The organism is Rhodanobacter thiooxydans LCS2 (genome assembly GCF_000264375.1).
GTDB lineage: Bacteria > Pseudomonadota > Gammaproteobacteria > Xanthomonadales > Rhodanobacteraceae > Rhodanobacter > Rhodanobacter thiooxydans.
Genome location: NZ_AJXW01000087.1, coordinates 1 through 13,826 on the forward strand (window position 1 = coordinate 1; position 13,826 = coordinate 13,826).

At 65.2% G+C, this 13,826-nt stretch carries 15 protein-coding genes; 8 read left to right on the top strand and 7 right to left on the bottom strand.

Going from position 1 to position 13,826, the window contains the following annotated elements:
* Positions 1 to 28: 28 nt before the first annotated feature.
* Entirely contained in the window at positions 29 to 1,039 is a 1,011-nt protein-coding gene (locus tag UUA_RS15610; RefSeq protein ID WP_008438577.1) for a TIGR00266 family protein, read from the bottom strand.
* Between the two features lie 92 nt (positions 1,040 to 1,131).
* Between UUA_RS15610 and UUA_RS15615 the strand changes: the two genes are divergently transcribed.
* From UUA_RS15615 to UUA_RS15625, 3 genes are all read left to right on the top strand, one after another.
* The gene (locus UUA_RS15615) at positions 1,132 to 1,926 is read left to right on the top strand and encodes a thymidylate synthase (protein WP_008438578.1); all 795 of its coding nucleotides are present in this window, start codon (positions 1,132 to 1,134) and stop codon (positions 1,924 to 1,926) included.
* A gap of 121 nt (positions 1,927 to 2,047) precedes the next feature.
* Positions 2,048 to 2,536 carry a dihydrofolate reductase gene (locus UUA_RS15620; protein WP_008438579.1) on the top strand — a complete coding sequence of 163 codons (489 nt, stop codon included), beginning with the start codon at positions 2,048 to 2,050 and terminating at the stop codon, positions 2,534 to 2,536.
* Positions 2,536 to 2,967, top strand: a complete 432-nt coding sequence (locus UUA_RS15625; RefSeq protein WP_153022825.1) for an NUDIX domain-containing protein — start codon at positions 2,536 to 2,538, stop codon at positions 2,965 to 2,967. Before UUA_RS15620 ends, UUA_RS15625 begins: the two co-directional genes overlap by 1 nt.
* A gap of 103 nt (positions 2,968 to 3,070) precedes the next feature.
* Here the strand turns inward: UUA_RS15625 and coaE are convergent, their stop codons facing one another.
* The 5 genes from coaE to pilB form a co-directional block, all read right to left on the bottom strand.
* A complete protein-coding gene (gene coaE / locus UUA_RS15630) occupies positions 3,071 to 3,691 on the bottom strand; it encodes a dephospho-CoA kinase (RefSeq protein ID WP_008438581.1) in 621 nt (206 codons plus the stop codon).
* The gene (locus UUA_RS15635) at positions 3,688 to 4,545 is read right to left on the bottom strand and encodes a prepilin peptidase (protein WP_008438583.1); all 858 of its coding nucleotides are present in this window, start codon (positions 4,543 to 4,545) and stop codon (positions 3,688 to 3,690) included. The genes coaE and UUA_RS15635 overlap by 4 nt, the downstream gene beginning before the upstream one ends.
* A 14-nt stretch (positions 4,546 to 4,559) precedes the next feature.
* On the bottom strand, positions 4,560 to 4,958 hold the full coding sequence (locus UUA_RS15640) for an endonuclease domain-containing protein (RefSeq protein ID WP_008438584.1): 399 nt from the start codon (positions 4,956 to 4,958) through the stop codon (positions 4,560 to 4,562).
* Between the two features lie 148 nt (positions 4,959 to 5,106).
* Positions 5,107 to 6,378: a type II secretion system F family protein gene (locus tag UUA_RS15645; RefSeq protein WP_008438585.1), complete on the bottom strand. Its 1,272-nt coding sequence runs from the start codon at positions 6,376 to 6,378 to the stop codon at positions 5,107 to 5,109.
* Positions 6,379 to 6,520: 142 nt separating this feature from the next.
* On the bottom strand, positions 6,521 to 8,245 hold the full coding sequence (gene pilB / locus UUA_RS15650; protein WP_007513926.1) for a type IV-A pilus assembly ATPase PilB: 1,725 nt from the start codon (positions 8,243 to 8,245) through the stop codon (positions 6,521 to 6,523).
* 633 nt (positions 8,246 to 8,878) lie between these two features.
* Here pilB and UUA_RS15655 point away from each other — a divergent pair.
* The 5 genes from UUA_RS15655 (at position 8,879) to UUA_RS15675 (ending at position 12,635) form a co-directional block, all read left to right on the top strand.
* On the top strand, positions 8,879 to 9,121 hold the full coding sequence (locus UUA_RS15655; protein ID WP_007513924.1) for an AbrB/MazE/SpoVT family DNA-binding domain-containing protein: 243 nt from the start codon (positions 8,879 to 8,881) through the stop codon (positions 9,119 to 9,121).
* Positions 9,118 to 9,513, top strand: a complete 396-nt coding sequence (locus tag UUA_RS15660; RefSeq protein WP_007513922.1) for a type II toxin-antitoxin system VapC family toxin — start codon at positions 9,118 to 9,120, stop codon at positions 9,511 to 9,513. Before UUA_RS15655 ends, UUA_RS15660 begins: the two co-directional genes overlap by 4 nt.
* 290 nt (positions 9,514 to 9,803) lie before the next feature.
* Positions 9,804 to 10,658: a glycosyltransferase family 2 protein gene (locus UUA_RS15665; protein ID WP_008438588.1), complete on the top strand. Its 855-nt coding sequence runs from the start codon at positions 9,804 to 9,806 to the stop codon at positions 10,656 to 10,658.
* A complete protein-coding gene (locus tag UUA_RS15670; protein ID WP_008438590.1) occupies positions 10,651 to 11,904 on the top strand; it encodes a glycosyltransferase family 4 protein in 1,254 nt (417 codons plus the stop codon). Before UUA_RS15665 ends, UUA_RS15670 begins: the two co-directional genes overlap by 8 nt.
* Positions 11,901 to 12,635: a class I SAM-dependent methyltransferase gene (locus tag UUA_RS15675; RefSeq protein WP_008438592.1), complete on the top strand. Its 735-nt coding sequence runs from the start codon at positions 11,901 to 11,903 to the stop codon at positions 12,633 to 12,635. Before UUA_RS15670 ends, UUA_RS15675 begins: the two co-directional genes overlap by 4 nt.
* 19 nt (positions 12,636 to 12,654) lie before the next feature.
* Here UUA_RS15675 and UUA_RS15680 read toward each other — a convergent pair whose 3' ends face one another.
* Positions 12,655 to 13,686, bottom strand: a complete 1,032-nt coding sequence (locus UUA_RS15680; protein WP_008438593.1) for a glycosyltransferase — start codon at positions 13,684 to 13,686, stop codon at positions 12,655 to 12,657.
* Positions 13,687 to 13,826: the final 140 nt, after the last annotated feature.

Genomic DNA, 13,826 nt, shown 5'->3' on the forward strand with positions numbered 1-13,826 from the left:
CGGGCAGTGCCCGCCCTACACAGTGCTCCTAGAAATTCCGGTCGCCGCCGAGGATGTCGCCCAGCCCGCCGAGGATCGAACCCTCGCCGCGGCGCTGGCCGCCACCCTGCGGCGCGGCTGCCAGCATGCGTCCGGCCATGCGCGAGAACGGCAGCGACTGCAGCCACACCGTGCCCGGTCCGGTCAGCGTGGCCAGGAACACGCCTTCGCCGCCGAACAGCATGCTCTTGATGCCGCCGACGGGCTTGACGTCCATGCTCACCGTGTCGTGGAAGGCGACCACGCAGCCGGTGTCCACGTCGAGCCGCTCGCCGGCCCTCAGCTCGCGCTGCACCACGGTGCCGCCGGCATGCACGAACACCCAGCCGTCGCCTTCGAGCTTCTGCATGATGAAACCCTCGCCGCCGAACAAACCGGTGAGGATCTTGCGCTGGAAGAAGATGCCCAACTGCACGCCGCGCGCGCCGGCCAGGAACGCGTCCTTCTGGCAGATCAGCCGGCCGCCGTGGTCGGACAGCTTCATCGCCATCACCGTGCCGGGGTAGGGCGCGGCGAACGCCACCTTCGCCTTGCCGCTGCCGGCGTGGGTGAACACCGTGGTGAACAGGCTTTCGCCGGTGATCACGCGCTTGCCGGCGGAGAGCAACTTGTCCATCAGGCCGCCGCCCTGGCCGGAGCTGGAGCCGTCGCCGAACACGGTATCCATCTGCACGGCGGATTCCTTGTACATCAGCGCGCCGGCCTCGGCGATCGCGCTTTCGCCGGGGTCCAGCTCGATCTCGACGAATTGCATGTCGGTACCGACGATGCGGTAGTCGATCTCGTCGGCGCGGCCGCTGCCCATCGCCGGCGGCATCGGTGGCGGCGCCAGCGGCGTGCCGCCGAACTCGGCCACGCTGCGGATCGGCTTCCATTCGGCAAAGCCATCGCGCCAGCAGTAGCCGTCCGGCTGGCGCTGCGCCTGCGCCCGCGCCGCCGCGTCGTCGAGCGGGCCGATCCGGTCGGCGTTCTTGCCGTAGCTGAAAAACCACTGCGCCATGATCCATCTCCTGGTGGGAAGACCCGAGTCTAGGGCGGGAAAACGCGTGGCGGGAGTGACCGTTGTCATGCCTCGCGGGCTAGAATCCGCTGATGCGCGCCTATCTCGATCTGCTCCGCCACGTGCTCGACCACGGCACCGAAAAAACCGACCGCACCGGCACCGGCACCAAGAGCGTGTTCGGCTGGCAGATGCGTTTCGACCTCAACGACGGTTTCCCGCTGGTCACCACCAAGAAGCTGCACCTCAAGTCGATCGTGCACGAGCTGATCTGGTTCCTGCGCGGCGACACCAACATCGCCTACCTGAAGGAACACGGCGTGCGCATCTGGGACGAGTGGGCCGATGCGCAGGGCGAGCTCGGCCCGGTCTACGGCCGGCAGTGGCGCGCGTGGCCCACCGCCGACGGCAACGCGGTGGACCAGATCGCCTGGGTGGTCGACGAGATCCGGCGCAACCCGGACTCGCGGCGGCTGATCGTCAGCGCGTGGAACGTGGGCGAGCTGCCGAAGATGGCGCTGATGCCGTGCCACACCATGTTCCAGTTCTACGTGGCAGACGGAAAACTCAGCTGCCAGCTGTACCAGCGCTCGGGCGACATCTTCCTCGGCGTGCCATTCAACATCGCCAGCTACGCGCTGCTCACCCACATGATCGCGCAGGTCTGTGGCCTGGGCGTGGGCGACTTCGTGCATACGCTGGGCGACGCCCACCTGTACAACAACCATCTGGAGCAGGCGCGGCTGCAGCTGGGCCGCGAACCGTTGCCGCTGCCGCGGCTCGAACTCAATCCGGCGGTGCGCTCGATCTTCGATTTCCGCTACGAGGACATCGCGATCGAGGGTTACCAGTCGCATCCGGCGATCAAGGCCGCCGTGGCGGTGTAGCCACGGCGCAGGAACGTGCGGCGCCGGCATCTCGGCCGCCTGTTAAGATCGGGCGTCAACGGCGGCGTCATTCGCGGACGCTGGCTGTCCCACTGACCATCCAGTCTTCCAAGGATTCGCCATGGCCATTTCGCTGATCGCCGCACTCGACGAAAACTTCGCAATCGGCCGCAAGGGTCAGCTGCCCTGGCACCTGCCCGACGACCTGCGCTGGTTCAAGCAGTTGACCACCGGCCGGAACGTGCTGATGGGCTATCACACTGCGCTGTCGATCGGCCGCGCCTTGCCGGACCGGGTCAACCTGGTGCTGACGCGCCGCCACGAGGCGCCGTACCCGGGCCAGATCACCGTGCGCTCGATCGAAGAAGCGCAGGCGCGCTGCGACAACACCGGCCTGATGGTGATCGGCGGGGGCATGGTGTTTGCCGAGGCGCTGCCGCGCGCTCGTCGCATGTACCTCACCTGGGTCGGCGCCGCGGTCGACGGCGCCGACGCATTCTTTCCGGGCGTGCACTTCAGCGACTGGACCGAGGTCTCCCGCGTGCACCACAAGGCCGACGCCAAACACGCCTACGACTTCGACATGGTCGAGTATCTGCGCAGCGCCTGATGCCTGCTTCCATGCCATGTGCGGTGATGCACGTGATGGCCGGGTTGCTGCGGGACGCCGACGGCCGCGTGCTGCTGGCGCAGCGTCCGCCGGGCAAGCACCTGGCCGGGATGTGGGAATTCCCCGGCGGCAAGCGTGAGCCGGGCGAGACGCCGCTGGCGGCGCTGGCGCGCGAGCTGCGCGAGGAGCTGGGCGTCACCCTGCAGCACGCCGAACCGCTGGTCGCGTTGCCATGGAATTACGGCGGGCACGAACTGCTGCTGGATGCCTGGCGGGTCGAGGCGTGGATCGGCGAGCCGCGTCCGCTGGAAGGGCAGGCCCTGCAATGGCAACTCCCCGCCCTGGTGGACATGGCCATCCTCACCCCGGCGGACCGGCCGATCCTGCAAACCTTGATCGAGGCGTGCAGCGCCGCAGCGTCCGGTCGGTAGGAGCCCGCTGGCGGGCGATGCTCTTCCGAATCCCGAATCCCGGCTCTCAACAGACGAACATCTGGTCATGCCGGCTTTAAAAGCATCGCCCGCCAGCGGGCTCCTACCGGTGTTGTGCCAGGGCCAGGTAGCGCCGGTGCAACTCGGCGACAGCGTGGTCCAGCGCACTTTCGTCGCCGTTGTTCTCGATCACGTCGTCGGCCACCGCCCGGCGTTCGGCGCGGCTGGCCTGGTGCGCCAGCATACGACGGGCAAGGGCTTCGTCGATGCCGTCGCGGTCGATCAGGCGCGCGAGCTGCACCGGTTCGGGGGCATCGACCAGCAACACGCGGTCGACCCAGCGATAGTGCTCGATGTTCTCCGCCAGCAAGGGAATCGCCAGCAGGCAATACGGCCCGCGTTCGGCCAGCGCGCGTTGATGCAGCCAATGGCGTACGAGCGGGTGGATGATCGCCTCCAGTGTCTGGCGCGCCGCGGGATCGGCGAACACATGCCGACGCATCGCCGCGCGATCCAGCCGGCCCGCGTCGTCGAGTACGCCGGCACCGAAGGCGTCGACTACCGCGGCCAGTCCGGGCGTACCCGGCTCGATCACCTCGCGGGCGGCCACGTCGGCATCATGCACGTGCACGCCCAGCGCCTCGAAGCGCCGCGCCACCGCCGTCTTGCCGGCAGCCACGCCGCCGGTCAGGGCAACCACCATGGCGTGCGGACGCTGGGTCATCGCACGCCGGTCAGTTGCATGTAGCCCTGCAGCAGGTCCGCACCCGCCACGAACCAGACCCAGCCGGCGGCAGCGAGGAACGGGCCGAACGGCATCGGGATCGCGCGCTCGTGTCGGCGCAACGCAATCAGGGTGCCACCGACCAGCGCACCGATCAGCGAGGACAGCAGGATGATCGGCAGCAGCGACACCGGCCCCATCCATGCGCCCAGTGCGGCGAGCAGCTTGAAGTCGCCGTGGCCCATGCCTTCCTTGCCGGTCAGCAGCTTGAACGCCCAGTACACGCTCCACAGGCTGAGGTAGCCGATCGCGGCGGCCAGGATCGACGCCGGCGCGGTGACGAACATCGGCAGCAGCGACAGCAGCAGGCCCAGCCACAGCAGCGGCAGGGTGAGCTGGTCGGGCAACAACTGGGTGCGGAAGTCGATGCCGGACAGCGCGATCAGCGTCCAGGTCAGCGCCAGCCCCGCCAGCGCCGCCCATGACGGCCCGAATTTCCACACGATCACCGCGCTCAGCACGCCGCTGAGCAGTTCCACCAACGGGTACTGGATCGAAATCTCCGCCCGGCAGTAGCGGCAGCGCCCGCGCAGCAGCAGCCAGCCAAGCAGCGGAATGTTGTCCAGCGCTGACAACGGGTGCTTGCAGTGCGGGCAATGCGACGGCTCGCGCACGATACCCGGCGGCAGCGGCACGGCGTCAGCCTGGAGCTCCAGCACATCCCACGCCTCCTGCCGCCACGCTGCCGCCATGCGCGCTGGCAGGCGCAGGATCACCACGTTGAGAAAGCTGCCCACCAGCAGGCCGAGCACACCGGCCAGGGCGATCCACAGGGCAAGGGGAAGTTCGGGCATGCGTCGGCCTTGCTCTAAAGCCCCTCTCCCGTCGGGAGAGGGGTGGGGGTGGGGGAGAGGGTGCGGTGCCGAGCGAAATTCAAGATCGCCTCAAGCACTGCTCCGGTTTCCTGCAATACCTGATTGTCCCAGAATCTCAGCACAAACAGGCCCTGGCGCTGCAGTGCCTGTGTACGGATCGAGTCGCTTTGCTCATCGTGCTGTGAACCGTCCAGCTCGATGACCAACTTGAGCTCATCGCAGTAAAAGTCCGCGACGTAGGGCGGCATGGGATGTTGGCGGCGGAACTTGAGTCCATCCAGGCGCCGGGCACGCAGGTGGTACCACAGCTCGTGCTCTGCGTCGGTGCCGGAGGTTCGCAGCGACTTCGCCGTATTGAGCGTGTGCGTGGGTAGCGGTGGCTTGGGGTTCATCGCTCGATCGTACCCTCTCCCCCACCCCTCTCCCGAGGGGAGAGGGGCTCCAAAGCAGGTGCGGGTTTTCTGAAAGCCCCTCTCCCTTAGGGAGAGGGTGCGGGGTTGCCGCGATGCTCGATTCCCCAAGCATCAGCAACGTCAGGAATCAGAACGTGCCGGCGAGCTTGAAGATCGGCAGGTACAGCGCGATCACCATGCCGCCGACCAGGGTGCCCAGCACCACCATGATGATCGGTTCGAGCAGGGTGGACAGGGTGTCGACGGCGTTGCTGACTTCCTCCTCGTAGAACTCGGCAACCTTGAACAACATGTTGTCCAGCGCGCCGGATTCTTCGCCGATCGCGGTCATCTGCACCACCATGTTCGGGAACAGGTTGGTCTGTTTCATCGCCAGCTGCAGCTGGTGGCCGACCGAGATGTCCTCGCGCATCTGCTTCACGGCATCGCCGTAGACCACGCTGCCGGTGGCGCCGGCCACCGCGTCCAGCGCCTCGACCAGCGGCACGCCGGCGCGGAAGGTCACGCCCAGGGTGCGGGCGAAGCGGGCGATCGCCGAGTTGCGCACGATGTTGCCCATCACCGGCATCTTCAGCGCCATGCGGTCGAGGAAGTGGGCGAACTTCACCGAGCGCTTCTTGGCGACGACCAGCGCGACCACGCCGCCCACGGTCACGCCGACCACCAACAGCCAGTAGCTCTGCATGAACTCCGAGGCACTGACCAGCAACTGGGTCGGCGCCGGCAGCTGCGCGCCGGCATCCTGGAAGGTCTTGGCGAACACCGGCACCACGAACAACAGCATGATCAGGCAGACCAGGAACACCACCACCAGCACCATCATCGGGTAGAACAGCGCCTTCTTGATCTTCTTCTTGATCGCTTCCGTGCGCTCCTTGTAGGTGGCCACGGTGTCCAGCACGGTATCCAGCACGCCGGAGGTCTCGCCGGCGTGCACCAGGTTGCAATACAGCTCGTCGAACTGCACCGGGTAGCGCGCCAGCGCCTCGTGCAGCGCCGCGCCGCCCTCGATGTTCTGCTTCACGTCGAGCAGGATGTTCTTGAAACGGATGTTCTTCTGGCCGTCGGCGATGATGTCGAAGGACTGCACCATCGGCACGCCGGAGGCCATCATGGTGGCGATCTGGCGGCTGAACACGGCCACGTCGCCCGGCTTGACCGTGCTGCCGGTGGCGCCGAACAGCGGCTTGGCGCGCTCGCGCACGGTCTGCGGGTTCATGCCCTGGCGGCGCAGTTCGGCCTTGACCAGCGAGGCGTTCTTCGCCGGCATGTCGCCTTTCATGCGCTTGCCGCGCTTGTCCAGCGCCACCCACTCGTAGGTGGTCAGCTTGCTGACTTCGGCGCGCTGGGCCCCGAGCTCGCGCGCCTTGTTGATGTTCGTTGCGGTAGCCGTGGCCATGCGCATCTTCCCCCAGTGGACCAGTCCCGGAGCCGCCCTATGCGGGCGGCAGACAGTATTTGTGCAGCTTATGCCATTTTTGCGGCGTCAAACCGTGGCGTCGGACGCAAGTTCGGTGCAAAAGGGATCCCATATCCGCCGCTCATTCCTTGGTGACGCGGTCGATCTCGGTCAGGCTGGTCAGCCCCTGCTTCACCTTCAGCAGGGCCGACGCGCGCAGGTCGTTGATGCCGGCGGCCTTGGCCACCTCGGCGATCTGCAGTGCATTGCCACCTTGCAGGATGATCTTCTGGATATCCTCCAGCATCGGCATTACCTGATAGATACCCACGCGACCCTTGTAACCCTCGTTGCAGCTGTCGCAGCCGACGGCCTCGTAGATGGTCAGCCCCGCGTCGATGTCGGCCTGGGTGAAGCCGGCGTCCAGCAGCACCTTGGGCGGCAGCTCGATCGGCTTCTTGCAGTCGTGCAGGCGCCGCGCCAGGCGCTGGGCGATGATCAGGGTCACCGACGAGGTGATGTTGTACGGCGCGATGCCCATGTTCATCAGGCGCGAGATGGTCTGCGCCGCGTCGTTGGTGTGCAGGGTGGACAGCACCATGTGACCGGTCTGCGCCGCCTTGATCGCGATCTCGGCGGTCTCCAGGTCGCGGATCTCGCCGACCATGATCACGTCCGGGTCCTGGCGCAGGAACGAGCGCAGCGCGCTGGCAAAGGTCATGCCGCGCTTCACGTTCTGCTGCACCTGGTTGATGCCCTCGACGCGGATTTCCACCGGGTCTTCCACCGTCGAGATGTTGCGCTCGGCGGTGTTGAGCATGTTCAGGCCGGTGTACAGCGACACCGTCTTGCCCGAGCCGGTGGGGCCGGTGACCAGCACCATGCCGTACGGCTTGTGGATCGCATCGACGTAGAGCTTCTGCTGGTTCGGCTCGTAGCCCAGCTTCTCGATGCCGATCCTGGCCGAGGAGCCGTCCAGGATGCGCAGCACGATCTTCTCGCCGAACAGCGTGGGCAGCGTGCTCACGCGGAAGTCGACCGCGCGGGTCTTGGACAGGTTGAGCTTGATGCGGCCGTCCTGCGGCACGCGCTTCTCGGCGATGTCCAGCTGGGCCATCACCTTGATGCGCGAGGAGATGCGGTTGGCCATCTTCATCGGCGGGTTGGCCACCGCCTTCAGCATGCCGTCCATGCGCAGGCGCACGCGGTATTGGGTTTCGAACGGCTCGAAATGGATGTCCGAGGCGCCGCGGCGGATCGCGTCGACCAGGATCTTGTTGACGAACTTCACCACCGGCGCGTCGTCGTTCGCATTCGCGTCGACGCCGCTGCTCGACTCGCCCTCGTCGTCGCCGCCCTCGATGTCCAGCTCGTCGAGGTCGCCGCCGCCCATGTCGGGCATGGTGTTGCGCATGTTGTTGAGCAGGCTCTCGATCACCCGCTGCAGCGAGCCGCGCTCCACCAGGATCGGCTCCACCATGCAGTTGGAGTGGAACTTGATCTCGTCCAGCGCATGCGACTGCATCGGGTCGGCGATGCCCACGTACAGCCGCTTGCCGCGGCGGAACAGCGGCAGCGCCTGGTGCTTGGTGATCAGCGCCTCGCTGATCAGGTCCAGCGGCATCGTGGCCGGGTTCAGCGCGGCCACGTCCATCATCGGCATGCCGAATTCGGCCGAGGCGATCCGGGTCAGTTCGGCGCTGTCGACCAAGCTGCGGTCCAGCAGCCAGGCGCCCAGCGTGGCCTTCTGCTGGCTGCTGTCGGCCATGGCCTTGCGTACCACGTCCTCGGGCATTACCCCTTCAGATACCAACCGGCGGGCCATGCCGGACAAGCCCGCGAGCGACGGCTGTAATTGAGATGACATAACCTACTCGACCTTGCCCCTGTATGTTGTTGAATCTACCGCAGTCCGGCGCGCAGGTCACCCATCGTTGGTGGGCAGGGCCGCACAGGTTGACGCAGTGCGCAAACCCACCTCGCGGGCCCGCTTGCCGTATCGGTCAAGACATCCCGCACGGCCCCTCTCCGTTTGAGCCAAGGACACCAAGCCGGGCCCTCCCTGCGCAGGAACCCCATATCCGGTCCCTCCCCCTGCGTGCAGGAACTCCATATCTGGTCCCTCCCCCTGCGTGCAGGAACTCCATATCTGGTCCCTCCCCCTGCTTGCAGGAACTCCATATCTGGTCCCTCCCCCTGCTTGCAGGGGGAGGCCAGGAGGGGGTAAAGCTCTTGATCTCTCGTCCGGACGCAACCCCACCAACCCTCCCCAGCGACCATGGGAAGTCCTTTGAAGGGCGAGCAGGGGAGGAAGCAGCGGGTAGAGCGAGCGCTGCCCGCCGCTCTCGCCGGAATGGTGTTGCCGACAAGGCAATCACTAGGCCCGGTTCCTGGGTGATCCGCGCATCTGCACGGTGCAAGCACGGCCGATGCGCCCGGCTACCTTGATCGCGCATCTCTAGCTCCTTACAATGATATAAGGAACTCGAAGGAGAAGGCCATGACCACCGCCAGCGTTACCAGCAAGGGCCAGATCACGATTCCGGTTGCCGTGCGTGAGGCCATGCATGTGCGTGCCGGGGATCGGGTGGAATTTGTGGAAATCGAGCCTGGCCGGTATGAGTTCATCGCTGCCACGCGCTCCGTGAGCGCACTCAAGGGCATGTTCGGCAAAGCGCGCAAACCGGTGTCGATCGAGCAGATGAACGCCGCGATCGCAGCGGCGGGTGCGGCGGCGAAATGATCGGCCTGGATACCAATGTCCTGGTGCGTTACATCATGCAGGACGATACGACGCAGTCGGCCAAGGCCTCGGCCTTGCTCGACGCGCTGACCGTCGAGGCGCCGGGCTGGATTTCGATCGTATCCGTGATCGAATTGGCCTGGGTGCTGGGTGCGGCGTATGGCCTGGACCGCGCGCAGCTCACCGAAGCACTGGAAGCCCTGCTACGCACCAAGGAGTTGATAGTGGAGCGTGCGGAGGTCGTCTGGAAAGCAGTGCGCGTTTACCGCAACTCCAAGGCAGATTTTGCCGACTGCCTGATCGCATGCACCGCTACGTCCGCCGGCTGCGAACACACCATGACGTTTGACCGCGGTGCCGCCAAACATGCCGGCATGAGCCTGATCACCTGACGTCTGGCCGGATTGCCTGACGGGCACCTCGAATAACTCGGTTTTTGTTCGTCATCCCGGCGAAAGCTGGGATTCAGCGACTCCAAGCCCTTGAACAGCCAAGGCACTGGATTCCAACTTTCGTTGGAATGACGGACGTTCGAGGGTTTTCGAAGTTACTTGACGCGATAGGGCAGGCGCCCCGCTGCCCAGCCACCGCGCTGGATGAAGCCCTCAAAAAACCCAACCCCTTCTGCAACCTGCGCCCGGCCTTCACGCTATGATCCCCGCTCCACCCGGGGAGCCGCCTGTTGAATCACCTGAGCATCATCCTGCCCGCCAAGAACGAGGCGCCTGCGCTGGCCACGCTGCTGCCGCGCCTGCGCGCCACGCACCCGGAGGCCGAGATCATCGTGGTCGACGACGGTTCCACCGACGACACCCGCGGCATCTGCGCCAGCAGCGGCGTGCAGTGCCTGTCTTCGCCGTACTCGATGGGCAACGGCGCCGCGATCAAGCGCGGCGCCCGCGCCGCCACGGGTGACATCCTGGTGTTCATGGACGGCGATGGCCAGCACGACCCGGCCGACGTCGCCCGCCTGCTCGACCAGTTGAACCGCGGCTACGACATGGTGGTGGGAGCCCGCGATTGGGGCAGCCAAGCCGGCGTCGGCCGCGGCATCGCCAACACCTTGTACAACTGGCTGGCCACCAAGATGACCGGTCACCCCGTGCTCGACCTCACCTCCGGCTTCCGCGCCGTGCGCGCGGACAAGTTCCGCGAGTTCCTGCATCTGCTGCCGAACGGCTTCAGCTACCCCACCACCAGCACCATGGCGTTCTTCCGCAGCGCCTACCCGGTCGCCTACATTCCGATCAAGGCGGCACAGCGCGTCGGCAAAAGCCACATCAAACCCCTGCGCGACGGCATACGCTTCCTGCTGATCATCTTCAAGATCGCCACGCTGTACTCGCCGCTGAAGCTGTTCGTGCCGGCGAGCGGCCTGTTCTTCCTGCTCGGTTGCGCCAACTACGCTTGGACCTTCGCGCACGAAGGCCGCCTCACCAACGGCAGCACGCTGATGTGGAGCGCTGCGGTGATCGTGTTTCTGATCGGGTTGGTGTCTGAGCAGATCACGGCGCTGACGTATCGCCGAGATGCTTGACTCACAGGGGCTGCGCATCCTGCTCGTGACCCGCAACCTGCCACCGCTGGTCGGCGGGATGGAGCGACTCAACTGGCACATGGCCGATGAGTTGTCCAAGGCAGCGGATGTGCGTGTGATCGGCCCATCCGGTTCCGCCGCCATGGCCCCTGCAGGTGTCATCGTGCGCGAGGCACGGTTGCAGCCACTGTGGAGGTTCCTGCTTCAGGCTCGGGTGCTGGCACGACGCGAGGCGCGGGCTTGGAAGCCTGACATTATGTTGGCGGGTAGTGGACTCACCGCACCCATTGCACGGTCCGCCGCTCGGTTGTGCGGGGCGAAGACCTGCGTGTATGTGCATGGTCTCGACGTGGCGGTGAGGCACCCCGTCTACCGCGCCATCTGGTTGCGCGCGATCCGCAGCGCGGATCGCGTCATTGCCAACAGTCACGCTACGGCCGAACTCTGTCGCAGTGTCGGGGTCGACCCTGCGCGCATCGCTATCGTGCATCCCGGAGTCGATTTGCCCGTCGAGGCTGCCGACAAGGTCGAGCAGGGACCGGAACCGTCATCCCGGCGGAAGCCGGGATCCAGTGCCTTTGCGTCTAGCCTCGTTGTGCCTGGGGGCGCAGCGCGGTTTCGCCAGGCGCACCGCCTCGGTGATCGCCCCCTGCTGTTGTCGGTCGGCCGCTTGTCCACTCGGAAGGGGTTGCGCGAGTTTGTCAGCCACGTCTTGCCACGCATCGTTGCCGCGCGACCGAAAGCATTGCTGCTGGTCGTCGGCGACGCGCCCAGGCAGGCGCTGCACGCCGAGGCGCAAACGCCGGAATCCATCCGCGCCGCAGCCGAGGCAGCGGGTGTTGGTGGACACCTGCTGTTTCTCGGCACGATCACGGACTATGCCGAACTTGGCACAATCTATCGTGCGTCCGATGTGCATGTCTTCCCGGTGCGCCAAATCCACGGCGATCCCGAAGGCTTTGGTATGGTGGCAGTGGAAGCTGCTGCCCATGGTCTGCCCTCTGTGGCTTTCGCCACCGGTGGCATCGTCGATGCGGTGGCCGAGGGTCGTTCCGGGCATCTTGTGTCACCCGGCGACTATGCGGCTCTGTCCAATGCAATTGTCGCGACCTTGATAGAGCGCGAGAGCCTGAGACGATCGTGCATCGAGTTTGCGCATCGATTCGCATGGACGGAGTTCGGGGTGCAACTCCAGCGACATCTAAATTCCCTTATGCCAGCCACCAACACGCCTAACTCGCCATGATCGCGCCACAGTCACAGCGCCTGCCGCACGCAGTGCTCGACCAGGACTCACGCAACCGAAAAGCGTTGAAGATCGAGCGCCTGCTGGGCTTAGCCAACCGAGGGGGGCCGCTGCACATTCTGGAAATCGGTACCGGCTCTGGCGGCATCGCCCATTACTTCGGCACCCACCAGCATTTGCATTGCGAAGTGACGGCCGTTGACATCTCTGATAATCGCCTTGTGCATGAAGGCTACTGTTATCAGCAGGTGCAAGGCGTGGAGTTGCCGTTCGGCAACGCCGGCTTCGATGTCGTCATCAGCAACCATGTCATCGAACATGTCGGTGATGCCGAGGCGCAGGCGCATCATCTTGCTGAGATCCGCCGCGTGATGAAGCCCGGCGGTGACGGCTACCTCGCCGTGCCCAATCGCTGGATGCTCACTGAGCCTCATTACCGCCTGATGTTCTTGAGCTGGTGGCCGCACAGCTGGCGTACACCGTATCTGCGCCTGATGCGCAAAGGTGAGTTCTACGATTGCGAGCCGATCGAAAAGTACCGGCTTGAACGCATGCTTTGTGACGCCGGGCTTGGCTACCGCAACCTGTGCATCGAGGCCATGCGCGAAACCCTTGCCATCGAGCGGCCTCAATCGATGGTCACACACATACTCGGCAAGGTGCCCGATTGGTTGTTGAAGCCGCTGCGGGGGCTCATTCCGACGCTGATCTATCGGATTGATCGGCGGTGATTGTGGCGGCCCTGCGGCCTCAGTGGCGGGGTGCAGAGGAAAGTAGGTTCTCCAGCTTGACTGCAACGTCCTCCCAGGAAGGAGGGCGTTGGTACCTGGTGCATGGGGTGGCTAGCAAGGCCAGCATGCGCTCGGCGTAGGTCTTGGGATTGCCAAGGGGAGCAAGGTGTTCGGCATGTTCGCCGAGCATCCATCGAACCGCGCCGGTTGCCGTGGCGACCACAGGGATATTGCAGGCCATTGCCTCGCACAGCTTTGCGGGGTAGCTGTAGCGGCCGAAGTGGGTGTCGGCGGTAACCACGCAGGCAAGATCGAGGGCATTGAGCAGTATGGGTAGTTCTGCATCGGGCAGATACCCGGTTGCAGTTACTCCAGGTTCGTCTAGCGCTTCGCGTGGTGGTCGGCCGCTCAGCAAGAGTTGCAGATCCGGACGGACGGCGCGCGCGCGGCGGAACGCATCGATCAGTAGCGAGGAGCCTCGGCTGGCGGACCAACTGCCCACATAGCCGACATAGGTGGCCTGTATCGGTAGGCCGAGTGCCTGTCTGCAGGCAGTTTTGTCGAGTGGTACGAACTCGGGATCGGCGGCCATTGGCAGCACTGCCGCAGGTTCGCCGGATCGGCGGTACGATTGCAATCGATCCGCCAGCTGCGGTCCGGCCGCCGTCACCAAGTCGGCACTACGCACCGCCCGGCGCCACAGCCAGTGCAGCGGAAGGTTCCACGGCATGTACGCTTCGAAGTTGTCGTAGGCGTCGACCAGCAGCCGTGAGCCGGCCCTATGCGCTAGACGCTGCGCCAGCCAGCCATACCAGGCATCCGAACAACCAACGATCCAATCAGGGCGAAAGGATTCCGCCTCTTGTTGCAATTGCGCGAACAACTCGAGCAAGCCGAGCGTGTGAATATCGCGACTGAACCAGTGCACACCGTCACGTTTTAGGTCGATGGATGGCAGACTGCGATGGCTGCAGAGCGTGACACGCACCTCATGGCCATGGGCTGCCAGTAGTGTGGGGAGGAAATGAAAGCGCCCGTAGGGACGCTCCATGAGGTCGCGTTGTTGTGGGTGGCGTTTAGCTAGAAAGAGAACGCGCATGGGTGGGGTGTGGGGGTGGTTCAAGCGTGGCGTTGTGTACCCTGCGAATTTCACAGGAAGCAGGTGAGTAAGGAATCCTATCCTTGGCAATC